We start from the raw sequence: 26,885 nt of genomic DNA on the forward strand, positions 1-26,885 counted from the left end.
TGCGTCAGGCGGGCGCGCCGGCGGCCGCGACCAGCTCGGCGATGAGGGGGTCCTTGCCGGACCACTCCGCCGTGAGGTCGGACACGCGGTCGCGCATCTGGTCAAGCTCGCACAACTCGACGATCTCGACGCCCTTGGATTTGAGCTCCTCGCGGCCCTCGAGATCCTGCGTCTTGGCATAGTCGAGCGTCGCGGTGACCGAGCGCCGGCCGGCCTCGGTCACGGCGGCCTTCTCCTCGTCGTTGAGCCCCTCGAAGAAGCGCTCGGACATCACCGTCGACATGTGCCACGGGTAGTGGCCGGTCAGGGTGAAGTGCTTGCCGACCTCCCAGAGGTTCTCGCCCAGCATCGACGAGACGTTGATCTCGACCGCGTCGATGACCCCGGTCTCGAGCGCGCCGTAGACCTCGCCGTAGGGCAGGCCGACCGGGGCGGTGCCGACGGTCTCCCAGATCTGCTGGTGCAGCGGCACCGGCACGATGCGGGTCTTGAGCCCGGAGAAATCCGCCAGCGTGGTGACCGCCTTGTCGATCGACAGGAAGTTGCGCTGGCCGGTGTCGGCGACCGCGAGCCCCACCAGCCCCGCCGGACGCAGGTCGTCGAGGATCTTCTGCCCGATGTCGCCGAGCGCCAGCTCGCCGAAGTGGTCGTAGTCGCGGATGAGGAAGGGCATCTGCCAGCCGTTCATCGCCGGCCGGCCGGTGACCAGCGGCAACAGCACGCCCGAGACCGAAACCACGTCCATGAGACCCGCGACGCTGCCCTCGAGCAGCTGCTTGTCGTCGCCGAGCTGGCGGTTCGGGAAGATCTGCACCTCGAAGGCGCCAGGCATCAGTTCTTCCAGCGCCTCGCTGAAGCTGGTGGCCATGCGGTGGCCCGGGTGCACCTCGTTGGCGGCATGGGCAAAGCGCATCCGGCGGGCGGCGGCGCGGGCGACGTGGGGTGCGGCCAGCGCGACGCTCATGGCGGCGGCGCCTTTCAGCAGGGTTCGTCTGTGGATGGTCATTCTGGGCTCCTCCCTCGGTGACGTGATGTGCGGGCCGGCGCTGCGTTCAATCCTCTCGCAGGGGCCGGCCGCCGGGCCGGTCAGGCCGGTATCGGGTAATCGTCGGCGTTCAGCACCCAGCCCGGTTTCGCCGAGAAGTCCTCGCGCGGGGGGCTGAAGATGTCGACGAGCAGGTTGCTGCCCGCCCCGGTGGCGCGGGTGGTGTGGATCACCGGCGGCGGGATCACGAGCATCGACGGCGCGCCCATCTCGAGCGCCTTGTCGTCCTTCCAGTCCGCCATGTCGCTGGTCCAGGTCCAGCGCAGGTAATGCGTGAATGTGCCCGACAGGGCCAGCGAGCCCTGCTCGAAATCGTCGTGGTGGTGCGGCGACATCTTGGACGGATCGCGCGGACCGTCGAACGGGTCGAGCACGTTCACCATCAGCGTGGTGCAGCGGAAGATGCGGCCGAAGCGGCCCGGTTCGGGCGCCACGTCGAGCGAATAGTGCCGGACCTTCCAGCCGCCGGTGGGGGCAGGCCAGTCCTGAAGCGGCGGGATGTGGCTGCGCGGCACGTCATAGCCCCGTGCATTGCCGCAGAGCGCGACGAGGTCGGCGCTGCGCGTGGTGAAGAGCCGCACGAGCTCGCCGCCCTCGGGGCTGGTGACGCGGCTGGCGCCGGCGGGAACGAAGGCGATGGAGTTGCCGGGGACCTGCACGGTCTCGCCGTTCCAGAGGATCTCGGCGCCGTTCTGTGGCAGCAGCACGCAGTATTCGTCTTCCTGCGCGTCGCGGGCGAACTCGGCGCCAGGCTCGGCAAGGCTGTAGGCCACGAGGAAGTTGTGCCCCCGGTGCAGCCACGTGCGGCCTGACGCGTCGGTGAGCTGCGGCGCGCTGTCGTAGAAGGTTGCGGCCTGTTCCTCGGCCACGAGGCCGGTCTGGTTCAGCATGCTCGCCGGTTTCGACGCGGCCAGCGATGCGCGCGGATCGGACTTGTCGTACATCGTCTCCCTTTCCCGGCGGCCCCTCCGACCGCCTGTCTTTCGTATCTTCCGCGTTCTCCGGACGGTGCCGTGAAAGCGTCATGCCCGTCGGGCAAAGCCCCTTCAGGGGCCTGTATTCGCGTCCCGGCGGCGGTCTCGCGGTCCTGTTTCGGGGCGTCCTTGCCGTGACCCGGAAGTGTGCGTGTTTCTTTTGGCGGAACAGTGTTCTCACAAACGGAACATACGGATCCACCCTCGGGGCTGTCAAGTCCTCGCGTTCGGGCAGCCTGCCACGGCGCCTGTCGGCCCTTGTCGGTGAGGCGGAATGCCATCTCCGCCCGGCCGCCTCGGGGTGGCGGCCGGAGGGAAATTCCTGCTCTCAGGGTCGGGGGATAGCGGGTGTCAGCCGAAGGGGAGCGGGCCGGAATGGCCCATGAGGACCGAGATCCGCCGCGCGGTCTCCATCACCGCGGCCGTGTGCTCGGGTCCGGGCTCGGCAGCAAGCGACTGGGTCAGGTCGACGATCCCCACGGTGCCGCAGACCGCGCCGGAGCCGTCGAGAATCGGGCTCGCCAGCGTGTTGAGCCCGAGCGCCGCCTGGTTGGGCGCGGTGGCCCAGCCACGGCGGCGGATCTCGTCGAGCTCGGCCGAGAGCTTGGCGGGGTCGGTGATCGTGTGCTCGGTGAAGGCGGTCAGATCGCCGGTCAGGACGCGGCGCTGGAAGGCCTCCGAGGAAAACGCCGTCGCCGCCTTGCCCTGCGCCGAGCCGTGGAAGGACAGCAGCGAGCCCACCCGTACGCCGATCTCGATGGGCGAGCGGCCGGGGACGGTGGCGATCACCAGCATCCCGTCCGGCGTCAGCTGCGAGGCCACGGCGGAATGCCCGAGCCGGTCGCGCAGCGCCAGCAGAGAGTCGCGGGTCGAGCCGATGAGCCCGCTGTTGTCGAGCACGGCCTGACCCAGAGACACCAGCTGGTGGCCGATCTCGTAGCGCTCGGAATCCTCGTGCTGGAACACGTAGCCCTGCTGCACCAGTGTCTGCAGGTGCCGGTGGATGCGGCTCTTGGAGGTACCGAGCGCAGTGGCGAGGCTGGTGACCCCGACGCCCTTGCCGGTCCGCGCCACCTGGTCGACGATCTGCATCGTCAGAATGACGGACTGAAGCCCCTCGGCCATTTTCTTGTCGTCTTCCGGCATCCCTGCCTCCTCCCGGTTCTGGCCGCGTCAAGGGGTTCTACAACCGCCCCGCGCAAGGCTGCAACCGACTGCGCCGCGGCGCGCCGGAACGGGGGCTCGGAAACTTCGCCGCTTGACATGGGCGCAATCTGAAAAATAATAGAACACAGTTCCGCTGAACGGGACAAGCCTAAAGTCACTTCGGCCCGGCACCTGTCGGGGGCCGATGACCGGGCGCGGGGCAGTTGCCCCGGGCAGAACACATGGGAGGCACTACGATGACATCTGCGGACACGGCTACGCTGGACCAAGAGGCGCGCATTTCCGAGATCCTGCAGGGGGCGGTGGACCCCCATGTCCACAGCGGGCCGTCGATCGCTCCCCGCGCGGTGGACCATCTCGAGCTGGCCCGCGAGCTGTCGGAGGCCGGCTTCTCGGCGGTGGTCACCAAGGACCACGACTATTCCGGCGTGATGTGCGCCGCGCTGATCAAGGCCCACCACCCCGAGCTTTCCACGCAGGTGTTCTCGGGCATCGTGCTGAACAACGTGGTGGGCGGGCTCAACCCCTACGCGGTGGAACACACCGCCGCGATGGGCGGCAAGGTGGTCTGGCTGCCGACGCTCGCCGCCGAGAACCACCTTGCGTGGGAGGCCTCGTCCGACTGGTCGCACCCGGCCTCGACGCAGAAGATCCGCCCGGCGAGCGCCGTGCCGCTCTTCGACGCGGACGGCGCGATGCTGCCCGAGCTGCTCGACATCCTCGACGTCTGCGCCGCCACCGGGCTGGCGCTGGCCAGCGGCCACATCCACGTCAGCGAGACCAGGAAGGTCTTCGCCGAGGCGAAGAAGCGCGGCGTCGAGCGGCTGATCTTCACCCATCCCGAGGACATCGTCGGCGCCTCGATGGAGGACACGCTCGAGATCGCCGACATGGGCGCGCAGGTCGAGCATTCGCTGGCCTTCTTCGTCGAGGGCTCGAAATTCCGCAACCGCTCCAACGAAGAGCTCAAGGCCTACATCGACCTCGTCGGTCCCGAGCGGACGATCCTGTGCTCGGATCTCGGGCAGGTGGGCACGCTCACGCCGCTGCAGGGCTTCCGCAAGGCGGTCGAGACCTGTCTCGACCTTGGCTACACGGAGGCGCAGATCAAGCCGATGGTCTCGGCGAACGCGGCGCAGGTGATCGGCCTCGACGGCTGACGCGAGGCGTCAGGACACTCAATCATCGGACAAGGGACCGCGCAGCCGGGCAGGGCGCCTCGCCGCGCGCAGACAAGGACATGCCATGCAGGACGTATTCATTCTCGGCGCCGCGCGGACGCCGATCGGCAGCTTCGGCGGCGCGCTGTCGTCGCTGGGGCCAGACGAGCTCGGCATCATCGCTGCCACCGAGGCGATCCGCCGGGCCGGCGTCGAGGCGCAGGAGATCGACAACGCGGTGGTGGGCAACGTCATCCCGACCAGACCCCGCGACATGTATCTCGGTCGCGCCATCGGCATTGGGGCGGGACTGCCGGACAGCTCGCAGGGGCTGACGCTGAACCGGCTCTGCGGTTCCGGCGCGCAGGCCATCGCGACCGCGGCGGGGATGATCCGGGCGGGCGAGAGCCGCCTGTCGCTGGCCTGCGGTGCCGAGGCCATGAGCCGTGCGCCCTTCTCGGTCGACGGCATGCGCCACGGCATCAAGATGGGGGACGCGGGCGCCACCGACTGGATGATGGGCGCGCTCACCGACCCGTTCGGCTGCGGCCCCATGGGCGTCACCGCCGAGAACGTGGCCGAGCGTCACGACATCTCGCGCGCCGATCAGGATGCCTTCGCCGCCGAAAGCCAGCGGCGCGCAGGGGTGGCGCTGGCCGAAGAGCGCTTCGCCGCGCAGATCGTCCCGGTGCCGGTCCGGTCGCGCAGGGGCGAGACCTTCGTGAGCGTCGACGAATACCCGCGCCCCGGTACCACCGCCGGGCAGCTTGCCGGGCTGCGCCCGGTGTTCCGCAAGGACGGCAGCGTGACCGCGGGCAACGCCAGCGGCATCAACGATGGCGCCGCGGCGCTGGTGCTGGCGGGCGAGGACGCGGTCACGGCCCGCGGCCTGTCGCCCGTGGCGCGGCTGCTGTCCTGGGGCGTGGCCGGTGTGCCGCCCGAGGTCATGGGGCTCGGCCCCGTCGAGGCGGTGCCGCTGGCGCTGTCGCGGGCGGGGCTCACGCTTGCCGACATGGACGTCATCGAATCCAACGAGGCCTTCGCGGCGCAGGCCATTGCGGTGAACCGGCTGCTCGGGCTCGACCCGGAGAAGGTGAACCCCAACGGCGGCGCCATCGCGCTCGGCCATCCGCTGGGCGCCACCGGGGCGATCCTCGCGGTGAAGGCGATCCACGAACTGCAGCGCATCGGCGGTCGCCACGCGCTGGTCACCATGTGTATCGGCGGCGGTCAGGGCATCGCGCTGGTCATCGAGGCGCTCGGCGCCTGACGTCAAGGAGCAGGGAGGAACACCACCATGACCACCACTTTCAGGGACAGGGTGCGGGCGGGCGAGCTGCTCGTGGGCACCTTCGTCAAGACGCCCTCGCCGCATGTGGTAGAGATCCTCGGCCACGCCGGGCTCGACTTCGCAGTGATCGACCAGGAACACGCACCGATCGAGCTGGGGCAGATGGACATGCTCTCGCTCGCCGGGCGCGCCGTCGGCCTGCCGCTGCTGTCGCGGCGCTGGGGCAAGGGCACCGACTGGATCGCGCCGCTGCTCGACCTCGGGCTCACCGGGGTCATGGTTCCGCACGTGCTGGACGCGGAAGGCGCCGAGGCGGTCTGCGACTCGGTCCGCTTCGCGCGCAACAAGCGCGGGCTCTCGCCCTCGCCGCGGGCGGGCAACTATGGCGGCATGGACATCCCCGCCTACCGCGAGGCCAGTGACCGGACCAGCGTCGCCATGGTGCAGATCGAGGACGAGAGCGCGCTCGAGCATCTCGACGCCATTGCCGCCATCGACGACGTGGACCTTCTCTTCGTGGGGCCTGCGGACCTGTCGCAGTCGATGGGCGTGGCCTTTCCGTCGCCCGAGCTCGACGCCGCCATCGACCGGGTGGTCGCCGCCTGCCGCAAGGCGGGCCGCGCTGCGGGGCTCTTCGTGGGCGACCCGGCGCAGATCCCGGCGTGGCATGCCAAGGGCGTGACGGTCTTCGTCTGCGGCTCGGACCAGGCGCTGCTGCGCAAATCCGCCGCCGCCCTGGTGGCCTCGCGCAACGCCTGACCCGGCCCGCCACCTGACCACAGGCCACGCCTCGTCTCGGGGCGTGGCCTTTTGCATGGCCCCCTCTTTCGTGACGCCATCTTCCGTGGGGGGCTGTCCGGCCCGGGCCGGGCCTGTCCCAACACGGCCTCGTTCGTGCGCCCTTACCCGATGGGCCAGCAGGGGCGGGGCGGCGTGGCGCTGCTGATGACTGCGGTGGCGTCGTTCTTAGGGGGCGGCCTCTGCGGCGCCTGCCGGCTGCGCTGGCTCGAGGGCGAGCCGATCCACGGCGACCGTGTGTTGCGGCCGGACGAACGCAAGACCGAGCTGATGGCCTGCACCGCGCAGTCGGCCTCGGACGAACTGGTGGTCGATCTTTAAGGGGAGAGCCGGGGACGGTGGCGGAACAACTTGGCGGCGAAACGCTTTCGGCAGAGGCGCTCGGGATGCGTCTCCGGGTCCTGCGGCAGAAGCGGCAGATGACGCTGGACGCGCTGGCGGCACAGACCGATCTCGACAAGAGCTACATCTCGCGCGTCGAGCGGGGCTAGAAGTCGCCCTCGCTCGCCACGCTGATGCGGCTCTCCAGCGCGCTCGGCGTCAGCGTCAGCGAGCTCTTCGGTGGCAGTGTCGGCTCCGAGGACATCCAGGTGGTGCGCGCGGGCGAGCGGGCCACCGTCACCCCCACCGGCAGCGGCGCGCCCTATCTCGAGGCACTCGGCATCAAGAGCGACAAGCTCTCGACCTTCGTGCTGCACCCGCAGGAGGAGTCGCAGGCCGTAGGCCACGGCTCGGTACGCACCGGCGAGGAATGCGTCTACGTGCTGAAGGGCGAGGTCGAGGTCTCGTTCGAGGGCCGCAGCGAGCGTCCTTCGGCGCAGGACTGCGTGCATTCCCCCGGCATCGTCACGCACAAGATCCGCCGCATCGGCAGCGCCGAGGCGGTGGTGCTGGTGATCGTGGTGAACGGCGATCTCTGACGGGTAGCGCGGGCCGTGGCTCGCAGGCGTCCCCCCGGCGATCAGGTCGCGGTTTGGGGCAAAAGCGGGCAGTCGGGGCGTTTCCGTGCTAGGCTGGCCCCGTCTTCATGGGCGAAAGCTTGCCTGAACACCGCTTTTCGGTCAGGAGCGATGGAATCGGACGCGCAGCGGGCCGAGCCATCGCCCCGGTACGCCCGGGTCCTGTCGGCGACGCCGGGGGCCGGTCGCCTGCGGCCATCCGGGGCACTGGGTCGGCGGGCGGCGCTTGCGCCACCGGCGGGGAGGGACATGCAGAAACGCGTCACGCAACGGGATGTCGCCGCGCGCGCAGGTGTCAGCCAGGCCGCCGTGTCGCGGGTCATGGCCGAGCATGGCTACGTGGCCGAGGACGTCCGGGCGCGGATCATGGAAGCGGCGGCGGCGCTTGGCTACAGGCCCGATCCGGTGGCGCGGACGCTGATCACCGGGCGCTCCAACATCGTCGCCGTGGTGGTCGGCAACGTCGTGAACCCGTTCTTCCCGGTGGCGCTCTCGGCCCTGACCGAAGCGCTGCGGCAGGAAGACCGCGAGGTGCTGCTGTTCAACGCGGCGCCCGGTCAGAATATCGACGACCTCATCCCCGGCGTGCTGCGCTACAAGGTGGCCGGGATCATCGTGATGACCGTTGCGCTGGGAAGCCGCGCCGCCGAGCTCTGCGCCGACGCGGGCGTGCCCTACGTGCTTTTCCATCGCTACGCCGAACAGGGCGGGGCCTTTGCCGTGACCTGCGACAGCGGGGCCGGAGGGCGCGAGGCGGCGCGTCATCTCGTGGCGACGGGCTGCCGGACCATGGCCTATGTCGGCGGGCTCGAGGATTCCTCGCCCAACCGCGACCGCGCCAACGGCTTCATCGCCGGGCTGCGCGAGGCCGGGCTGGCGCCGGTCGAGCACCTGAACGGCGCCTTCACCTATGACTGGGGGCGCGAGGCCATCAACGGGCTGCTGTACCGCCATCCCGATCTCGACGCGGTGTTCTGCGGGGACGACGCCATCGCCTGCGGGGTCGTGGATGCGCTGCGCTACGACCTCGGGCGCAAGGTGCCCGACGAGGTCTCGGTCATCGGTTTCGACGATGTGCCGCAGGCGAACTGGGCCGCCTACCGGCTCACCACCGTGCGCCAGCCGCTCGAGGCGATGATCGCGCAGACGCTGACTTTGCTGAACCATCCCGAGGACGAGGCGCGCAGGCTCCACCTGCTGCCGGGCGAGATGATTATTCGGGCAACCACGCGGCGCTAAGGCGCCGTTGCAGAAACCGATCCCACCGGTTCGCTTGACAGGCAAAGGGGGCGGAGTCCAACCTTGTGATTACGTATTCACACAGTGATGGATATGTCATCACATCGAAGTTGGAGTTCCGAATGTCCGCCTTGCTGAAGAACGATCTCGCCAAACCCTACCAGACGGTGGCGCGGGGCAAGGGGGTCTGGCTCTGGGACACCGAGGGCCGCGACTACATCGACGGCTCGTCCGGCGCGATGACCGCCAACATCGGCCACGGCGTCGAGGAAATCGCCGACGCGATGGCCGCGCAGGCCCGCGAGGTGGCCTTTGCCTTCACCGCGCAGTTCACCAACGCCCCCGCCGAGGAGCTGGCCCGAAGGCTGACCGCGCTGGCGCCCGGGGATCTTGACCACGTGTTCTTCGTCAACAGCGGCTCCGAGGCCTCGGAACACGCGATGCGTCTCGCGCTGCAGGTCTGGCGCGAGCGCGGACGGCCCGGCAAGACGCGCTTCATCAGCCGCCAACGCAGCTACCACGGCATGACCATGGGGGCGCTGTCGATGTCCGGCCACGACGGGCGGCGCGGCGATTTCGGCGACTACCTGCACGCCTTCCCCGAGGTGCCGCCCGCCTATGCCTTCCGGTCGGACTGGGGCGATCTGCCCGAGGATGAGCAGGGCGCGGTGGCGGCGGCGGAGTGGGAGACGGCGATCCTCGCCGCGGGCGGGGCCGACAAGGTGGCCGCCGTCATTGCCGAGCCCATCGTGGGCGCCGCGGGCGGGGCGCTGGTACCGCCGCCGGGCTACTTCACTGCGCTGCGCGAGATCTGCGACCGCCACGACGTGCTGCTGATCGCCGACGAGGTGATCACCGGCATGGGGCGCACCGGCAGCTGGTTCGCCAGCGGCTTCGAGGGCATCGTCCCGGACATCCTGAACACCGCCAAGGGGCTGAGCGCGGGCTACACGCCGATGGGCGCCGTCATCCTGCGCGCGCCGCTGGTCGAGACCATCCGGCAGGGCTCGGGGCTCGCGCCCTACGGCCACACCTTCTCGGGCAACCCGCTCAGCGCCGCGATCTGCCTTGCGGTGCTCGACTACATGGAGGCGCACGACGTGCTGGGCAACGTCGCCGCCCGCGCCGCCGAGATGGAGGCGGGGCTGAAGGCGCTTCAGCAGCGCTATGCCCACGTCGCCGATGTGCGGGGCAGGGGTCTGCTCTGGGGCTTCGAGTTCGTCATGGACCGGCAGGGCAAGACCCCGCCGCCCGCCGAATTCAACGCCACCGGCACCTTCGTCGATCTCTGCTGGGAAGAAGGGCTGGTGGTCTATCCCGCCGGCATCAAGCCACTCAACAACGCCTGTCTGATCTCGCCGCCTCTGGTCATCACCGCCGACGAGCTGACCGAGCTTCTGACCCGCATGGACCGGGCGCTGGCGAAAATGGAAACGCGCCTGCTGGCGCTCGGCCAGGGCCAGGACGCCCTCGCCTGACATCATCGGAAGACCTGAGACATGACTGACCAGACCGCCCCGGCCGTGCCGCCGCTGACCGGCTATCTCGACCGCCTTTCCGCCCGGCCGGGCGAACGCATCGCCGTCAAGACCTCGAGCCAGATCCCCGGCGAGATCGCCGCCCGCGTGGTGCGCATCTGGAACGCCGACGCCAACCCCGAGGGCATGGGGATGCACATCGAAGACGTGGCGGGGCTCGACCTCGGCAGGTTTGCGGCGCAGGAACAGCCCGCCCGGCTGGGCAGCTGGGGCTGGGTGCCGACCGCGGGTCTTTTCGACACCGCGCGTCTCGTGGTGAGCCTGCGCGTGCAGCCCTGGCTGGTGCGCGAGAGCGGCGGCACGATCCTCGCCCTCACCGGGCCGGACGGCGCCAGCCTCTGGACGCTGACCGCCTATCCCGAACGCATCGAGGCCGTGGCGGGCGAGGCCGTCATCACCGCCGCGATCACCCCCAAGCGCAAGGTCTGGTACGACCTGACCCTCGCGCTCGACCTGCGCGGCGGCGCGGCCGAGCTTTCGGTCGCCTCGCTCGACGGCTACCAGGAGGCCGCGTCGGGTGGCGCCTTCACCTTCGCGCCGGTGGACGGCGCCCGCCTGAGCTTTGCCGCCCGGCCCGAGGGCTGTGGCGCCACGGCACATTTCAACGGCCGGCTCGAGGACATCACGCTGCGCGAACAGGGCCCCGAGGGCCCGGTGCGGGCGTTCTGGGATTTCAGCATCGCCATGAACAGCGCAGGCGTCGTGGACACCGGGCCGCTGGCGTTGCACGGCCAGCTCGTGAACCTGCCCACCCGCGCGGTGCGCGGCTCGCACTGGGACGGGACCAAGATGGTCTACACCCACGCGCCGCGCCAGTACGCCGCGATCCATTTCCACGAGGACGACATCTACGACTGTGGCTGGGACACCAGCCTCGAGCTGGCGATCCCCGAGGGCCTCGCCAGCGGCGTCTACGGCGTGAAGCTGACGCAGGACGGGCACGAGGACATCATCCCCTTCTTCGTCCTGCCGCCCAAGGGCACCCGCAACGCCAAGGTCTGCTACCTCGCCTCGACCTTCACCTACATCGCATATTGCAACCACGCGCGCGGCAACCTCGACGACGCGATGGAGGCGCGCATCACCGACTGGGGCACGCCGCGCGGGCCCGACAACTTCCCGGGCTTCGGCACCTCGACCTACAACTACCACCCCGACGGCGCCGGGCACTGCTTTTCGTCGCGGCTGCGGCCGATGCTGACCATGCGCCCGGGCTTCCAGACCTTCGCCATCCACGAGGGCTCGGGGCTGCGGCACTTCCCGGCGGACGGCCATCTCGTCGAGTGGTTCCGCCGCATGGAGATCGACATCGACGTGATCACCGACGAGGACCTGCACCGCGAGGGGCTGGAGCTGATCGCGGGGTACGACGCGCTCGTCACCGGATCGCACCCGGAATACCACACGCCCGAGACCCTGAACGCGCTGCGCGACTACACGCGGCAGGGCGGCAACTTCTGCTATCTCGGCGGCAACGGCTTCTACTGGAAGATCGCGGTCAGCGACGCGCTGCCCGGCGTGATCGAGGTGCGCCGCGCCGAGGGGGGCATCCGCGCCTGGGCCACCGAGGCGGGCGAGGGCTACCACATGCTCGACGGCCAGTACGGCGGGCTCTGGCGCCGCAACGGGCGCGCGCCGCAGGAGATCGGCGCGGTGGGCTTCTCGGGGCAGGGCTTCTTCGAGGGCTCGCCCTACGCGCTGACCCCCGAGGCGTCCGACGCGGATGTCGCGTGGATCTTCGAGGGCGTCGACGAGGACCCGCTGGGCGATTACGGCTTCTCCGGCGGTGGCGCCGCGGGCTTCGAGCTCGACCGGGTGGACTTCGCGCTCGGCACGCCCGAGGGCACCAAGGTGCTCGCCCGCAGCTTCGGCCACGGCCCGAGCTTCATGTGCGTCCCCGAAGAGGTGCTGAGCCACTTCGCCACGCTCACCGGCGAGCCGCCCAAGGATCTCGTCCGGGCCGAGATCGCCTATGCCAGGCTTCCGGGCGGCGGGCAGATCTTCACCACCGGCTCCATCACCTTCTGCGGCAGCCTGCCGTGGAATGATTTCGACAACGGCTGTTCGCGGATGCTCGAGAACGTCGTGCGCCGCTTCGGAGGGCTCGTGGCATGACCATCGCACCCGCGATGACCGAAACCGAAACCGAGCTGCGCCGCGATCTCGCGGCGGTGTTCCGCGCCATGGCCCGGCTCGGGATGACCGAGCAGATCGCCGGGCACAACTCGATGATGCTGCCCGAAGAAGCCACCGACGGCGAGTCGATGTTCCTCATCAACCCGCGCGGCCTGCATTTCTCGGAGGTGCGCGCCAGCGACCTGCTGCTCTGCAAGCTCGACGGCACCGTCGTGCGCGGCGGGGGCGAGTTGCGCCGGGTGGCCTTCCATATCCACGCCCGTGTCCACCTCATGCACCCGGGCGCGCGCTGCGTCCTGCACACGCACCCGCAATACCTCACCGCGCTGTCGCTGATCGAGGGCGGCCGCATGGCTTTTGCCCACCAGAACGACATGGCGCTGGCCGAGCGCATTGCCTACGACGACGAGTTCGGCGGCATCGCGCTGACCGACGAAGAGGGCGACCGCATCGCCGAGAAGCTCGGCGACCGTACCATCCTCGTGATGGCCAACCACGGGGTGACGGTGGTGGGGCCGACGATCCACGACGCCTTCGACGAGCTCTACATGGCCGAGCAGACCTGCAAGTACCAGATGACCGCCATGGCCACCGGCCTGCCGCTGCGCAAGCTCAACGAGCAGTTCCGCATGCACCACCGCGGCGCCTGGTCCGACTATTTCGATGCCCGCCTGCACCTCGACAGCTGGCGCCGGCGGCTCGACCGCGAGGAGCCCGACTACGCGCAATGACCGCGCGCCGACGGCCCGGGTCATGTGCCTGATCCGCGCCGGCCAACAACCAAAGGGCACATCCAACAGAGAAGGAAGACCCATGCAAATCAAACGAGCGACCGCGGCGATCGCGGCCCTGATCACGTCGACCGCGATCGCCACCACAGCCCAGGCGCAGAGCGTCGAGGCGACCTTCGGCATCCTGTTCGGACCGACCACCCCCTTCGTGGCCTGCGGTGGCCTCCCGATGGCCGAGGAACTGGCCGACGCCGGTTTCGACATCAGCGTGGTGCACTCGGCGCAGCTCGGCTCCGAGAACCAGATGGCCGAGCAGGTCTCGTTCGGCGAACTCGAGATGGCGGTGATCACCTCGTCGATCTTCGCCGCCTGGAGCGAGAACATCTCGGTGCTCGAGACCTATTACCTCTATGACAACGTCGACCAGGTGATGAAGGTCTACACCACGCCGACCGCGCAGGCGCTGATGGACGAGCTGCTCGAGGTCGCCAACGTCCGCGTCGTGGGCTCGCCCTGGCTTTACGGCGTGCGCAACGTCTTCGGCATGAAGGAAATCCACGGCCCCGACGACTTCTCCGGCATGCGCCTGCGCGTCCCCGAGACCCCGGTGTCGATCGAGGGCGCCAAGTCGCTGGGCGCGCAGCCCACGCCGGTCGCCTATTCCGAGCTCTACCTCGCGCTGCAGCAGGGCATCGTGGACGGGGCCGAGGCGCCGATCCCGATCATCGGGCTCGAGTCCTTCGACGAGCCCGCCGAGTACGTCGCGATGACCCGGCACCTGATCACCGCCGCGCCCTTCGTGGTCAACGAGGACTTCTGGCAGTCGCTCAGCGCCGAAGAGCAGGAGGCGCTCACCACTGCCGCCACCAGCGCCTCGGAGCGCGTGCGCGAATGCGTCGACACCGCCGAGGCCGAGACGCTGGCCAAGTGGAAGGAGAACGGTGAGGTCACGGTGATCGAGGATCTCGACGTCGAGGCGATCAAGGCCAAGGCGCGCGAGCATTTCTCCTCGGGCCTGCCCTATTCCGAGGCCTACGTGAAGCTGCTCGAAGACCTGAAATGAGCGGATCCGTCCAAACGGAGGAGGGCGCGCGTGACAGCGCGCCCTTCGTCCTTCCCGCACCGTTGCGCTGGCTCGACCGGATCGAGGAATGGATCAGCGTGGGCTTCCTCAGCCTCGTGCTGATCGCCGTCTCGACCCAGGTCATCGCCCGCTACGTCTTTGCAGCGCCGCTGTTCTGGGGCGACGAGCTGGCACGCTACAGCTACGTCTGGATGTCCTTCGCTGCTGCCGCCTTCATCACCGGCCGCCGGTCGCACGTGACCATCGGGCTCCTCGACGGCAGGCTCTCGGCGCGCCACCTGCGGGCGCTGGAATGCCTGGCCCAGGTCATCGTGGCGATCACCTGCCTTTGCGTGGTGGTGTTCAGCTACAGCTGGCTGATGAAGACGGCGGGGCCCAAGTCCTCGGCGCTGCGCATGCCGATGATCTATCTCTACGGCGGCGCCTGGATCGCCTTCGGCCTGATGGCCCTGCACAGCCTCGTGAGCGCCTTTTACGTCGCCACCGGCCGGATGCCGGCCCTGCCGCCCGCCGGCGACACCTACGAATAGGACCCCGCCATGGAACTGATGATGATGCTGGGCGGCATGGCCGTCCTCCTGATCCTGCGGGTGCCCGTCGCCTTCGCCATGCTGCTGCCGTCGCTGGGCTACATCGCCATGGCGCCGCGCATTTCGATGGGCGTGGCGGTGCAGCGGGTGACGGCGCTGCTCGACAGCTTCCCGCTTCTGGCGGTGCCGCTTTTCATCTTCGTGGGCTTCCTCGCCAACTCGGCGGGCCTGGCCGACAAGCTGATCAACGCGCTGCTCGTGGTGACCGGGCGGGTGCGGGGCTCGCTGGCCTACGTGAACGTCAACGCCTCGCTGGTGTTCTCGTGGATGAGCGGCTCGGCGCTGTCGGATTCCGCGGCGCTCGGCTCGGTGCTGCTGCCGACCATGCGGCGCAACGGCTACGACCCGCATTTCGCCGCCGCCATCACCGCCGCGTCGTCGACCATGGGCCCGATCATGCCGCCGTCGATCGCCGCCGTGCTCTACGCGGTGCTGACCAGCACCTCGGTGGCCGCGACCTTCCTCGCGGGGGTGATCCCGGCGCTGATGATCTTCGTGGCGCTGACGCTCTATATCTACCTCTACGCCCGCAACCGCACCGAGCTCACCGCCGAGGCCATCCCACGCTCCGAGGCCGTCCGCACGCTGATCGGCGCGCTGCCGATCTTCCTTGCGCCGGTGGTGCTGCTGGGCGGCATCCTCGGCGGCATCTTCACGCCCACCGAGGCCGCTGCGGTCACCGCCATGTACCTGCTGGTGCTGTCCTTCGCCTGCCGCTGGATCACCCTGCGCGGGCTCTACGACACGCTGGCGGGCACTGCGGCCACCACCGGGCGGGTGATGCTGATCGCCAGTGTCGGCGCGCTCTTCTCCTACATCATGGCGCGCGAGCAGATCCCGCAGCAGGCGGCGGACTTCCTGACCTCGCTGACCGAGAACAAGTGGGTCTTCCTGCTGCTGCTCAACATCTTCCTGCTGCTGATCGGCATGGTGCTCGAGCCCGCCTCGGCGCTGCTGGTGACGGTGCCGATCTTCTACCCGATCGCGCAGCGCTACGGCATCGACCCGGTGCAGCTTGGCGTGGTGGTGATCTTCAACCTGACGCTCGGGCTGATGACGCCGCCGGTCTGCCTCGTGCTGCAGATGCTGGCGCAGGTGGGCAACCTCAACTTCGGCCGTGTGCTGAAGGCGACGCTGCCGTTGCTGGGGATCCTGTTCATCGTGCTGCTGATCGTGACCTATGTCCCGGCGCTGACCCTGACGCTGCCGCGCCTGCTGGGCGTGTGACAGGCCTGCAATCTGGCGCTGCCCGGGCGGGAAGGAACCGCCCGGGCAGCGCCCATGGAGCGCGCCTGAGGGGCGTTTCGAAAGCCTTACAACTTCGCACGCGAAGCTGAACCGAACCTTAAGAATTGCGGCTCTCAAAACAAAAAGAATTCGCTTGATACCCTGGTGATTTCGCCTCATTTTGCGGCGCAGCGAAGACGGGGTGACGGGGCGTAAGGCCCGTCGCATCCGTCAGCCGCATCGACCCACGCCGCATGCATTCGCCCGGGCCGGTGTCTCCCCCAAAAGATCGACCGCCGCAGGAGACCGCCGACACGGTTGCGCGCGCCGTCCCTCCGTCATGTGCCCTTGTCCGGCGCAACCGAGGGATATTCGCGCGGGACCATCGTGACATTCATCCGGACACTCTCCGGGACCCCGTAAAGAGCGATATCTCGAATTCGCCAACCATTTGCCGTGACGCGGCAAATGGCAGGGGATGTTTGTTCCGAAAAACTGTGATGGGATTTCCCGAAAATCCACCCGAACCGTGCAAATGAGGATCATTTGCGGCGGAAATTCATCTTGCGATATTAATCTCCTAGCTCGATGGTAATAAACGATTTTAATTCAATTGTCCCGCAGCATCATATTTGTCACATCATCGTTATTACGATTTGACCAATATCGGGAATCATGGTTTTCCCGACCACAGGCAAGCCGACGCCAGCTCAAAACTCCGCAACCAATAATGACGAGAGGACTGTGCATGGCGACCGCGCGCGCACGGTTGGCCTCCGGGTCGGCCATATTCCTGCTTTCAATCACCTCTGCGATTCCAGCCTTGTCGCAGACCCTGTCCACCGAACCCACCGAGACCTTCGATCTCGGCACCATCGTGCTGACCGCCGAAGAGCAGATCAAGCAGGCGCTCGGCGCCTCGACGATCAGCGCCGAGGATCTCGAGAAGCAGCCCGTCGTCAACGATGTGGCCGAGATCATCCGCAAGATGCCCGGTGTGAACCTCAGCGGCACCTCGCCCTCGGGCCAGCGCGGCAACCAGCGTCAGGTCGACATCCGCGGCATGGGCCCAGAGAACGTTCTGATCCTGATCGACGGCCGCCCGGTCCTGTCGCGCACCTCGGTCAAGATGGGCCGCTCGGGCGAGCGTGACACCCGCGGCGACACCAACTGGGTGCCCGCCGAGATGGTCGAGCGTATCGAGGTCATCCGCGGCCCGGTGGCGGCACGCTACGGCTCGGGCGCTTCGGGCGGGGTGGTGAACATCGTCACCAAGGCCCCCGACAGCGACCTGCTGCAGCTCGGAATGTTCTTCGACGCGCCGGAAAGCGACCTCGAGGGCTTCACCCAGCGCTACAACGTGCTCTGGGCCAAGCGCCTGAACGAGGATTTCGCCCTGCGCTTCAGCGGCAGCTACAACCGCACCGAGGCCGACGACCCGGATCTCAACTCCGATGTCGAGACCTGCGAGACCGACGATGACGGCGTCGAGAGCTGCTCGCGCGACGCGGGCAACGAGGGCGTGGTCAACAAGGACGCCACCCTGCTGCTGAGCTGGGAACCGAGCGACCGCAACAAGTTCGACTTCGAGCTCGGCTGGTCGCGGCAGGGCAACCTCTTTGCCGGCGACACCCAGCTTGGCGGGCGCCTGACCGACGATCCCGACTCCATCGTGGGCCAGCTTGCCGACGACGGCGAAGAGACCAACGTGATGGAGCGCAGCGTCGCCGCGATCACCCACACCGGCACTTACGGCTGGGGCTCGACGCGGAGCTACCTTCAGTACGAGTACACCGACAACAGCCGCCTCTCCGAGGGCCCCGCAGGCGGCGGCGAAGGCTCGATCAACTCGACCTCGGACTGGGACACCGCGATCCTGCAAGCCATCGCAGCCAAGTCCGAAGCCTATATCGACCGCAGCTTCTTCGGCCGTCCGGCGGCGATGACGCTGGGGGCGGAGCTGCGCTACGAGACGCTCGACCTGTCGGACTACGGCTCGTTCTCGTCGATCACCACCGACGACGGCAGCCGCGACTCCTCGGATGCGGACGACACCACCGAGCAGCTCACTTTCGGCATCTACTACGAAGAGAACATCGAGTGGACCGACCGGCTGACGCTCACGCCCTCGGTCCGCTTCGACCACGCGGACACCTTCGGGAGCAACTTCTCGGGCGGCATCAACGCGACCTACGACATCAACTCGGAATGGACCGTCAAGGGCGGCGTGGCCAAGGCCTTCAAGGCGCCGACGCTCTACCAGCTCTCGGACACCTACGTCTACACGACGCGCGGCAACGGCTGTCCCTATCCCTACTACCGCAATGGTCCGTGCTACGTGCTCGGCAATGACGATCTCGACCCCGAGACCTCGATCAACAAGGAGATCGGCGTCAGCTACAACGGGCTCGACAACGGCATCGTCGCCACGCTGACCTATTTCCACAACGACTACCGCGACAAGATCCAGTCCGGCACCGACCAGGTCGGCACCACGCTGGTCAACGGCAGCCCGGCGCGTCTCTACCAGTGGCAGAACGTGCCCGAGGCGCGGGTGCAGGGTCTCGAGGGCAGCTTCGCCAAGACCTTCAACGACCAGTTCTCGCTGGCGGTGAACGGGACCTACATGATCGAGTCGGTGCAGCAGCTGAAGATCAAGGGCGGCACCAACACCAGCACCGGCGAGACCTTCGGCAGCGAGTCGATCGAGGTGCCGCTGTCGCTGGTGCCGGAATACACGATCAACGCCGCGCTGACCTGGAACGTCAACGACCAGTTCGCGATCGTGCCCTCTCTGACCCACTACGGCAAGACCGAGGCTTCGGACTACAGCGCCCACTCCGGCTACGCGAACGACGACACCGACAGCCGCGATCCCTACACGCTGGTGAACGTCGGGATGACCTACCAGTTCAACAACGGGTTCAACCTGAAGGCCGGGGTCACCAACGTCTTCGACAAGTCGATCCAGCGCTCGGGTGACGGTGCCGAAACCTACAACGAGCCCGGCCGGGCCTATTACTTCGGCCTGACCAAGACCTTCTGATCCTCCCCGATCGGAGAGGTCTTCGGAAGGCGCCCCGCCGCCACACTGTCCCCGGCGGCGGGGCAAACCCACCTCAAGGACCAGACCCCACGTGACACGGACCAGCTCCCGGATTGCCACCCTGCGCCGCCTCGACGCGCGGCTTGCCGCGGCCGAGCTGCGGATCGCCGCGGCGCTTCTGGCGGCGATGCTTCTGTGCATGGCCGCGGGCGCGGTGATGCGCAGCGCCGGGCGGCCGCTCGTGGGCGCCGACGAGCTTGCCGTCCTGCTCATGGTCTGTGCCGCCTTCTTCGGCGCCTCCGCCAATCTCGCCAGCGGCGACCACGTCGCAGTGGACCTGCTGGCCCGGCGCCTGCCGCCCGCGATGCGGCGGTTGACCGGGGCGGTTCTGCTGGCGCTTCTCGCGGGATTTGCCGCCTGTCTCTGGGTCTGGCTCGACCCGATGGGGCTCTGGCGCGCTGGCTCGGGCGCGGCACTGGCGCGCGATAGCGGCAATTTCACCTATACCGAGCCCACCATGACGCTGGGCCTTGCCAAGGCGTGGTTCTGGCTGCCTATGGTGCCCGCCACTCTTGGCGCCATGCTGCACGTCTCGGTGCGGCTCGTCTCGCCGGCAGAGGCGCAGCGATGCTGAGCTTTCTGGCCTTCCTCCTGCTGCTCGCCGCCGGTCTGCCCGTGGCCTTCGCGATGATCGCGGGCGCGGTGCTGCAGATCGTGCTCGGCGGCAACGGCGTGCTGCTCTTGAGCCTGCCGCAGCAGCTCTACCAGGGGGTGGAGAGCTACGGCCTCCTCGCCCTGCCGATCTTCATCCTGCTGGGCGAGCTAATGAGCGCCAGCGGCGCCGGGAGGCGGCTGTTTGCGCTGGCCGGGCTCTGTGCGGGGCGGGTCTCGGGCGGGCTGGCGCAGGCGACGCTTCTGGCCAACGCGCTTATGGCCGCGGTGCTGGGCTCGACGGTGGCGCAGATCACCCTGATGTCGCGGCTCGCCGTGCCCGAGATGGAGCGCGCGGGCTACCCCCGCGACGCCGCCGCCGCGCTCACCGCCGCCGGGGGCCTGCTGGCGCCGGTGCTGCCGCCCTCGATGCTGCTCATCGTCTTCGGGGTCATCGCGCAGGTGCCCATCGGCGACCTCTTCCTCGCCGGTATCGGCCCGGGGCTGGCGATCCTTGCGGTGCTGTCCGGCGTCACGGTCTGGCAGGGCCGGGGAGGGCGCTTCCCCGCCGCCGCACCTGCGACCGGGCCCGCGCGCAGGGTACTGGCCGAGGCGCTGCCCGCGCTCGCCATCCCCGCCGCGATGATCGCCGCCATCCTCACCGGCCTCGCCACCCCCGCCGAGGCGGGCGTCGTGGCCATCGCCGCCGTCATCGTCGTCGGCCGGCTGGTCTATCGCGAGCTCACGCTGGCGCAGATCGGCCCGGCACTGATCGCCACCGCCCGCAGCAGCGCGGGCATCCTGTTCCTGATCTCCGCCGCCAGCCTCTACGCCTGGGTCGCCGCGTGGGAGAACCTTCCCGCCATGGCCGCCGCGCGCATCGCCGCGGTCTCGGAGGATCCGCTGGTGTTCCTGCTGCTTCTGAACCTGCTGCTTCTGGGCCTCGGCATGGTCACCGACCCGCTGCCCGCGCTGATCCTCGTGGTGCCGGTGCTGCTGCCGGTGGCCACCGACATCTACGGCATCGACCCGATCCACTTCGGCCTCTTCGCCTGCATCAACCTCACCGTGGGGCTGCTGACGCCACCCGTAGGCGTTGGCCTCTTTACCGCTGCGTTGCAGACCGGCGTCGGCGCGGGGCGGCTGGCGCGGCTGGTGCTGCCCTACCTCGCCGGCGTGCTGCTGGTGCTTGCCCTTCTGGTGCTCTGGCCGGGGCTGGCGCTTGGCCCCCTCCACTTCCTGCAATGACCCGAAACGACCTGACGGAGCCCTTCATGTCCCTTCGCCCCGCCGCCCTGAGCCTCTCCCTCGCGCTGCTCGCCGCGCTGCCCGCCGCCGCCGAGCAGTACCGGCTTGGGCTCATTACCCCGCCGCCGCACCAGTGGACCCAAACCGCCGTCAGCATCGCCGCCGAGATCGCCGAGGCCACCGAGGGCCGGGTCGAGATCCTCGTGATGCCCTCGGGCCAGCTCGGCAACGAGGCGCGGATGCTGCAGCAGCTGCAGACCGGGGCCATCGACTTCGCCATGCTGACAGCGGCGGAATTCGCCAACCGCGACGCCAATTACGGCGTCTTCTACGCGCCCTTCATCGCCGCCGATACGCAGGCCGCGGCTGCCCTGCTGCGCGGCGAGGTGGCACAGGAGCTGCTGGGCGGCATGGACCTCTTCGGCCTGCAGGGGCTGGCGTGGGGCATGGCCGGGATGCGCCAGATCGTGACCTCGGGCGAGGTCACCGAGGCGGCGGAGCTCTCGGGCCTGCGGGTGCGCACCGTGCCGCTGGCGCCCGAGATGGACTTCTGGACCGGGCTCGGCGCCGCGCCCACGCCGATGCCGCTTCCGGCGCTCTACGATGCCTTCGCCAACGGGCAGGTCGACGCCATGCAGATCGACCATGAGGGCACGTGGAATTCCGGCTACTGGAAGCACGCGGGCACGATCATCGACTCGCGCCACATGATCTTCCCGATGGCCGCCGTCGCCTCCTCGCGGAAATGGCAGGGCATCGACGCCGCCGACCGCGCCGTGGTGACCGAGGTCTTTGCCCGGCAGGTGGCCGCAATGGTCGACCTCTACGGCGAGATCGACGCCATCAACCTCGCGAGGCTGGGAGAGACCGGCGTGCCGGTGATCCCGGCCGACCGCGCGTGGTTCGGCGCCTCCGTGGACAGCTGGTACGAGGGCTGGCGCAACCGCGCACCGCTGCTCGCAGCACTCGAGGCCGAGGCGGGGGCGCTGGAATGAAGTGGCTGGTCCTGCTCATCGCCATGACGCTGCCGATCGCCGCTGCCGCGCAACCCGCGCCGGTGCCGCTGGGGCCGACGATCCTCGACACCGGCTCTCAGGTGGTCAGGGTCGAGAGTTTCACGCTGTCCGCGCCGGGGCAGGGTGCGGACTACCGCATCGGCGTGCTGATCCCGCGCCGCCCCGCGCCCGAGACAGGGTTCCCGGCGCTCTACCTGCTCGACGGGCAGGCGGCGGCGGAGCTGCTGACCGACGAGGTTCTGGGCGCGCTCGATCCCGACACGCTGCCGGTGATCGTGACGCTGGGCTACGCTGGCGACGCGCGTTTCGCCGGGCCCGAACGCACCCGCGACTACACCCCGCCCGGCCCGGACGGCACCGAGGTCATCGACCCGCGCGGCCGTCCGGGCGGCGGGGCCCCTGACTACCTCACCCTCCTCAGCGACGAAGTCCTGCCGCGGGTGGCCGGGATGGCGCCGCTCGACCCGGACCGCAGCCTGCTCTGGGGCCACAGCTACGCCGGGCTTTTCGTGCTCTGGTCGGCGAGCGAGCCCTCGTCGCCCTTCGCCCGCTACGTTTCGGCGAGCCCGTCGCTCTGGTGGGATGGCGCGGCCTACTTCGACCGGGCGAAGGCGCGGGCCAGGGCCGGAGACTGGCCGCCGCGCCCGCTCGACCTGCACAAGGGCGGGATGGAGCGCGAACGCGCCAGCACCCCCGACACGCCCGACGCCCGGAAGCTCGTGCGCGAGCGCGCCGCTGCCCCCGCGCGGGCCTTCGAGGACCTTGACGCCGCGCTCCGGGTCGCGGGCATCCCGGGCGAGACGACGGTCTTCCCCGGCCTCAGCCACGGCGAGACCTTCCGCGCCTCGCTGCGTCAGGTGCTCGCAAACGCAGCCCGGCTGACCGAGCGCCCGCGATGACCCGCAGGGCGCCCGGCACCAAGACCAACGAGACACGAGGCGGCACCCGGCCTCGCGCGGGGGCGGTTCCCGCGACACCAGCCACAGCCTTGCTGCAGCCGATGGGTATCCCTGACCTGACCGGACGGAGGTCCGGCAATCGAAAGGCTATGACATGACCAAGACCAACCGTAACGGCCGCCTGCTGCGCTGCGTCGCGCTCTCGGCGCTGCTGATCGCGCCCGCGGGCCTCGCCGGCGCCGAGCTCTTTGCCGGGCTCGGGGCGTTCGACGGGCGCATCGGCGCCTCGGGGCCGGAGCGCGGCCCCATCGTCGCGGGGGGTGAGGCGCAGATCTCGGCGCGCGGCTTCCAGCCGGGCAAGGGGGTGGCGCGGCGCCGGGGCGGCGGCGCGCTGCCGGGCTCGCCCTTCACCGCCGATGACAAGGGCACACTCAATGCCACCGTCGCCATCCCCGAGGGCGCGGCCCCCGGCGTCTACCCGGTGGTGGCCGAGCTTGGCGGCGACGCGCCCTTCGCCACGATCTTCGATCTCAAGGTCTCGAAGGTGTTGGGCCCGCTCAACACCGAGCGCTACGCCACCCAGTCCGCCGAGATCGTGCGCAACCCCTATCAGGTCGCGGTAACCGGGGACGCGATCTTCGTCACCGGCGCCGTCGGCCGCCCGCCGGTCAGGGACTCCGAGCTCGCCAAGATCGACCCCGAAACGCTCGAGATCGTGGCCCGCGTCTCGCCCCCCGCGGCGCCCGCCCGCGCCGACGGCAGCGACGGCGGCGTCTTCGCGGTCTACGGCATCGGCGTCGATGCCGAGGCCGGGCAGGTCTGGGTCACCAACACCCGGCAGGACACCGTCGCGGTCTATTCGACCGAGGACCTGAGCCTCATCAAGCAGTTCGAGCCGGGCACCGTGGCGCACTCGCGCGACGTCGTGGCCTTTGGCGGCAAGGCCTATGTCACCGCCACCTTCGAGCCGCGCGTCCACGTCTTCGACACCGAAACGCTCGAGGAGCTGGCGCCCATCGAGCTGACCTCGGCCCGCCGCGGCGAGGACTTCACGGCAGCGAGCCTGTCGCTGGCGCCCGAGGCGGGCAAGCTTTTCGTCTCCTCCCTGCGCAGCGAGGAGGTCGCGGTGATCGACCTCGCCACCGGCACCCAGTCCGGCGGCTTCCCGGTCGAGAATTCATCCAGCACCATCGGCCTCGCCGCCAGCCCCGACGGGTCGCGCGTCTACACCGTGGCGCAGGGCAATGATGCCGTGACCATCCTCGACGCGGTCAGCGGCGAACAGCTGGGCCAGGTGAACGCAGGCGCGGGCCCGCTCAACGCCGTGGTCGAGCCCGCAAGCGGCAACGTCTTCGTCGCCCTGCGCGTGGCGGATGCGGTAGCGGTGATCTCGCCCGAGGGCGAGATCCTTGCCAACCTCGAGATCGGCTCGACGCCCAACCACCTCCCCCGCGACGCCCACGGCAACGTCTGGGTGGTGAACAAGTCCCGCGGCGAGGGCGATGACACCGCCAACCGCCTGACCCGCATCACCGCTCAGTAACGCGCCGCGGGGCCGCGCCCGGCGTGGCCCCGCGCTCCTGATCCCGAGAGCCCCATGACCGACCCGATCCAGACCTGGCCCGCCGATCTTGCCGCCCGCTACCGCGCGCGCGGCTACTGGCGGGGCGAGACCTTCCCCGCCATGCTCCGCGACCGCGCCGCCGCCCATCCCGACCGCATCGCCCTTGTGGCGGGCGACGCGCGGCTCAGCTACGCGGGGCTGAACGACCGTGCCCGCAGCCTCGGCGCCGGGCTGCTGGCACTGGGGCTGCGGCCCGGCGACCGGGTGTTGATCCAGATGGGCAACGTGCCCGCCTTCTTCGAGGCGGTGTTCGGCGCCTTTGCCGCCGGGCTGATCCCGGTCTACGCGCTCCCCGCCCATCGCCGCACCGAGCTTCTGCATCTCGCGGGCAAGGCGGCGGCGCGGGCGATCCTCGTGCAGGACCGCATCGAGCGCTTCGACCACGCCGCCATGGTGCTGGGCCTGCGCGGCGACCTGCCCGGACTCGCCCATATCATCGTTGCGGGCACCGCGCCCGAGGGCACGCTTGCGATGGACGCCATCGCGGGCGATGCCGCGATGCTTCCCGCCGATCCCGACCCGCAATCGGTGGCCTTCTGCCAGATCTCCGGCGGCTCCACCGGCTTGCCGAAGCTGATCCCGCGCACCCATGACGACTACATCTATTCGCTCCGGGGCAGCAACGAGATCTGTGGCATTGACGCCGAGAGCGTCTACATGGCGACCCTGCCGGTGGCGCACAACTTCACCATGTCCTCGCCCGGCCATTTCGGCGCGCTCTACGCCGGGGCCCGCGTCGTGCTCTGCCCGGCGCCGCTGCCGCAGGTGGCCTTCGAGCTGATCCGCCGCGAGGGCGTGACGATCACCGGCCTCGTGCCGCCGCTGGCGCTGCTCTGGCTCGACGCCGCCGAAAGGACACCGCCCGCGCTGCCGAGCCTGAAACTGCTGCAGGTGGGCGGCGCCAAGTTCCTTCCCGAAAGCACCCGGCGCGTCGCGCCGCTGCTCGGCTGCCGGCTGCAACAGGTCTTCGGCATGGCCGAGGGGCTGGTGAACTACACCCGCAACGACGACCCCGACGAGATCGTCACCGGCACGCAAGGCCGCCCGATCAGCCCCGACGACGAGGTGCTGATCCTCGATGACGCCGGCGCGCCCGTGCCCGAGGGCACCCCGGGCAACCTGCTGACCCGCGGGCCCTACACCATCCGCGGCTACCACGACGACGCCTCTGCCAACGCCCGCAGCTTCACCGAGGACGGCTTCTACCGCACCGGCGACATCGTGCAGCGCCTGCCCTCGGGGCATCTCGTGGTGATGGGCCGCGCCAACGACCAGATCAACCGCAATGGCGAGAAGATCTCGGCGGAAGAGGTCGAGGACCTGCTGCTCGGCCACCCGCAGGTGTTCGACGCGGTGGTGGTCTCGATCCCCGACGCGCGGCTGGGCGAGCGCGCCTGCGCCTTCATCCAGCCCCGCGACGCGGCGCCCACGCCCGCCGAGCTTCGCCGCTACATGCGCGGCCGCGAGGTCGCCGCCTTCAAGGTTCCCGACGAGATCCGCATCGTCGACGGTTTCGCAACCACCGCCGTCGGCAAGATCAGCCGCCGCCAGCTGCGCGAGATCCTGCGCGCCGATGTGCTGGCCGAAGAGGAGAAAACCCCATGACCCTGAGCCTCGACCGGATGCGCGCCGACATCGCCGCCGCCCTCGACATCGGCCCCGACGAGGTGGCGACCGACGAACACCTCGGCGATCTCGGGCTCGATTCCATCGCGCTGATGCGGCTGCTGATGGGCTGGGAAGAGCTGCAGCCGACGCTGCCCTCGGAAAGGCTCTACGAATGCGAGACGCTGGACGAGTTCTGGGCCATCGCCCGGGCCGCGCAATGAGCTGGCACCCGCTGACCGAGGCGCAGGCCGGGATCTGGTACGCGCAGGCCCGCGACCCGGGCAGCCCGGTCTTCATGACCGGGCAGGCGCTGCACATCCGTGGCCCGCTCGACGCCGGCGCCATGACGCGCGCGGTCGACCGGCTGGGGCAGGAGGCACAGAGCCTCTCCCTGCGCTTCCGCGTGGGCGATCACGGCCCGCAGCAGCGGCTCGAACCCCGCGGCGCACCGCGGCTGGTGCTGCGCGCAGATGTCGGGCCCGATGAAATCCAGGCGGCGCTGCTGGCCGAGGCACGGGCCCCGGTCGACCTGCTCCACGGGCCGGTCGCGGGCTTCAAGCTCTGGCGGCTCGGGCCGCGGCACCACGTGCTCAGCGAGCGCATCCACCACATCGCCGCCGACGGGCAGGCGATGGTGCAGATCACCCGGCGGCTGGCGGCGCTCTACGATGCCGAGCTCATCGGCACCGACGCGGGCGAGGGGCCCACACCCTTTGCCCGGGCGCTGGACGAGGACGCGCGTTTCGCCGCCGCCCCCGCCCGGACCCGCCAGCGCGACTTCTGGCACGACCAGCTCGCGGATCTTCCGCCGGTCGAAAGCCCCGCCGTGCGCGCCGCGGATGGCTGTGGACGCT

25 protein-coding genes are annotated in these 26,885 nt (G+C 69.5%); 22 read left to right on the forward strand and 3 right to left on the reverse strand.

The annotated features are described in order from the left end of the window. Positions 1 to 4: 4 nt before the first annotated feature. The 3 genes from HC022_RS04655 to HC022_RS04665 all read right to left on the reverse strand — a co-directional run bounded on the left by HC022_RS04655 (position 5) and on the right by HC022_RS04665 (position 3,165). Entirely contained in the window at positions 5 to 1,006 is a 1,002-nt protein-coding gene (locus tag HC022_RS04655; RefSeq protein WP_167451535.1) for a TRAP transporter substrate-binding protein, read from the reverse strand. Positions 1,007 to 1,086: 80 nt separating this feature from the next. Further along, complete coding sequence (locus HC022_RS04660; RefSeq protein ID WP_089960079.1) at positions 1,087 to 1,989, reverse strand: hypothetical protein; 903 nt, start codon at positions 1,987 to 1,989, stop codon at positions 1,087 to 1,089. 381 nt (positions 1,990 to 2,370) lie between these two features. Beyond that, a complete protein-coding gene (locus HC022_RS04665; protein WP_089960081.1) occupies positions 2,371 to 3,165 on the reverse strand; it encodes an IclR family transcriptional regulator in 795 nt (264 codons plus the stop codon). A 257-nt stretch (positions 3,166 to 3,422) separates the two neighbouring features. On the opposite strand from HC022_RS04665, the gene HC022_RS04670 reads away from it, so the two are divergent. The 22 genes from HC022_RS04670 to HC022_RS04775 all read left to right on the forward strand — a co-directional run. Then, on the forward strand, positions 3,423 to 4,346 hold the full coding sequence (locus HC022_RS04670; RefSeq protein WP_167451536.1) for a DUF6282 family protein: 924 nt from the start codon (positions 3,423 to 3,425) through the stop codon (positions 4,344 to 4,346). 85 nt (positions 4,347 to 4,431) lie between these two features. Further along, complete coding sequence (locus tag HC022_RS04675) at positions 4,432 to 5,616, forward strand: acetyl-CoA C-acyltransferase (protein ID WP_089960087.1); 1,185 nt, start codon at positions 4,432 to 4,434, stop codon at positions 5,614 to 5,616. Between the two features lie 27 nt (positions 5,617 to 5,643). After that, on the forward strand, positions 5,644 to 6,396 hold the full coding sequence (locus HC022_RS04680; RefSeq protein WP_167451537.1) for an HpcH/HpaI aldolase/citrate lyase family protein: 753 nt from the start codon (positions 5,644 to 5,646) through the stop codon (positions 6,394 to 6,396). Positions 6,397 to 6,531: 135 nt separating this feature from the next. Then, positions 6,532 to 6,756, forward strand: a complete 225-nt coding sequence (locus tag HC022_RS04685; protein WP_167451538.1) for a hypothetical protein — start codon at positions 6,532 to 6,534, stop codon at positions 6,754 to 6,756. A gap of 17 nt (positions 6,757 to 6,773) precedes the next feature. Then, positions 6,774 to 6,926 (forward strand): helix-turn-helix transcriptional regulator, encoded by a 153-nt coding sequence (locus HC022_RS28980; RefSeq protein WP_167451539.1) that lies wholly within the window; start codon positions 6,774 to 6,776, stop codon positions 6,924 to 6,926. Between the two features lie 24 nt (positions 6,927 to 6,950). Beyond that, the gene (locus HC022_RS04695; RefSeq protein WP_167451540.1) at positions 6,951 to 7,355 is read left to right on the forward strand and encodes a cupin domain-containing protein; all 405 of its coding nucleotides are present in this window, start codon (positions 6,951 to 6,953) and stop codon (positions 7,353 to 7,355) included. Positions 7,356 to 7,643: 288 nt separating this feature from the next. Beyond that, positions 7,644 to 8,633 carry a substrate-binding domain-containing protein gene (locus HC022_RS04700; RefSeq protein WP_167451541.1) on the forward strand — a complete coding sequence of 330 codons (990 nt, stop codon included), beginning with the start codon at positions 7,644 to 7,646 and terminating at the stop codon, positions 8,631 to 8,633. A gap of 122 nt (positions 8,634 to 8,755) precedes the next feature. Continuing rightward, positions 8,756 to 10,111 carry an aspartate aminotransferase family protein gene (locus HC022_RS04705; RefSeq protein ID WP_167451542.1) on the forward strand — a complete coding sequence of 452 codons (1,356 nt, stop codon included), beginning with the start codon at positions 8,756 to 8,758 and terminating at the stop codon, positions 10,109 to 10,111. A 21-nt stretch (positions 10,112 to 10,132) separates the two neighbouring features. Further along, positions 10,133 to 12,286, forward strand: a complete 2,154-nt coding sequence (locus HC022_RS04710; RefSeq protein WP_175583455.1) for a N,N-dimethylformamidase beta subunit family domain-containing protein — start codon at positions 10,133 to 10,135, stop codon at positions 12,284 to 12,286. Continuing rightward, entirely contained in the window at positions 12,283 to 13,038 is a 756-nt protein-coding gene (locus tag HC022_RS04715) for a class II aldolase/adducin family protein (RefSeq protein ID WP_167451543.1), read from the forward strand. Before HC022_RS04710 ends, HC022_RS04715 begins: the two co-directional genes overlap by 4 nt. Positions 13,039 to 13,120: 82 nt before the next feature. After that, positions 13,121 to 14,101, forward strand: coding sequence for a TRAP transporter substrate-binding protein DctP (gene dctP, locus HC022_RS04720; protein ID WP_008887609.1), 981 nt, complete (start codon positions 13,121 to 13,123; stop codon positions 14,099 to 14,101). Then, the gene (locus HC022_RS04725) at positions 14,098 to 14,652 is read left to right on the forward strand and encodes a TRAP transporter small permease (RefSeq protein WP_165617101.1); all 555 of its coding nucleotides are present in this window, start codon (positions 14,098 to 14,100) and stop codon (positions 14,650 to 14,652) included. The genes dctP and HC022_RS04725 overlap by 4 nt, the downstream gene beginning before the upstream one ends. 9 nt (positions 14,653 to 14,661) lie before the next feature. Next, positions 14,662 to 15,939, forward strand: coding sequence for a TRAP transporter large permease (locus HC022_RS04730; RefSeq protein ID WP_008887663.1), 1,278 nt, complete (start codon positions 14,662 to 14,664; stop codon positions 15,937 to 15,939). An 823-nt stretch (positions 15,940 to 16,762) separates the two neighbouring features. Next, positions 16,763 to 18,985, forward strand: a complete 2,223-nt coding sequence (locus HC022_RS04735) for a FepA family TonB-dependent siderophore receptor (protein WP_254884937.1) — start codon at positions 16,763 to 16,765, stop codon at positions 18,983 to 18,985. A 91-nt stretch (positions 18,986 to 19,076) separates the two neighbouring features. Further along, complete coding sequence (locus tag HC022_RS04740; RefSeq protein WP_167451545.1) at positions 19,077 to 19,619, forward strand: TRAP transporter small permease; 543 nt, start codon at positions 19,077 to 19,079, stop codon at positions 19,617 to 19,619. Further along, a complete protein-coding gene (locus HC022_RS04745) occupies positions 19,613 to 20,884 on the forward strand; it encodes a TRAP transporter large permease (RefSeq protein ID WP_167451546.1) in 1,272 nt (423 codons plus the stop codon). Before HC022_RS04740 ends, HC022_RS04745 begins: the two co-directional genes overlap by 7 nt. A 26-nt stretch (positions 20,885 to 20,910) precedes the next feature. Beyond that, on the forward strand, positions 20,911 to 21,879 hold the full coding sequence (locus tag HC022_RS04750) for a TRAP transporter substrate-binding protein (RefSeq protein WP_167451547.1): 969 nt from the start codon (positions 20,911 to 20,913) through the stop codon (positions 21,877 to 21,879). Continuing rightward, positions 21,876 to 22,799 carry an alpha/beta hydrolase gene (locus tag HC022_RS04755; protein ID WP_167451548.1) on the forward strand — a complete coding sequence of 308 codons (924 nt, stop codon included), beginning with the start codon at positions 21,876 to 21,878 and terminating at the stop codon, positions 22,797 to 22,799. Before HC022_RS04750 ends, HC022_RS04755 begins: the two co-directional genes overlap by 4 nt. A 154-nt stretch (positions 22,800 to 22,953) precedes the next feature. After that, the gene (locus tag HC022_RS04760; RefSeq protein ID WP_167451549.1) at positions 22,954 to 24,342 is read left to right on the forward strand and encodes a YncE family protein; all 1,389 of its coding nucleotides are present in this window, start codon (positions 22,954 to 22,956) and stop codon (positions 24,340 to 24,342) included. Between the two features lie 54 nt (positions 24,343 to 24,396). Further along, complete coding sequence (locus HC022_RS04765; protein WP_167451550.1) at positions 24,397 to 26,028, forward strand: (2,3-dihydroxybenzoyl)adenylate synthase; 1,632 nt, start codon at positions 24,397 to 24,399, stop codon at positions 26,026 to 26,028. After that, the gene (locus HC022_RS04770) at positions 26,025 to 26,252 is read left to right on the forward strand and encodes an acyl carrier protein (protein WP_008887634.1); all 228 of its coding nucleotides are present in this window, start codon (positions 26,025 to 26,027) and stop codon (positions 26,250 to 26,252) included. The genes HC022_RS04765 and HC022_RS04770 overlap by 4 nt, the downstream gene beginning before the upstream one ends. Then, a partial coding sequence (locus HC022_RS04775; protein WP_254884938.1) for a condensation domain-containing protein occupies positions 26,249 to 26,885 on the forward strand: 637 nt, incomplete at its 3' end. The genes HC022_RS04770 and HC022_RS04775, both read left to right, overlap by 4 nt.

Origin of the sequence: Salipiger sp. HF18, assembly GCF_011806505.1 — a bacterium.
Lineage (GTDB): Bacteria > Pseudomonadota > Alphaproteobacteria > Rhodobacterales > Rhodobacteraceae > Salipiger > Salipiger thiooxidans.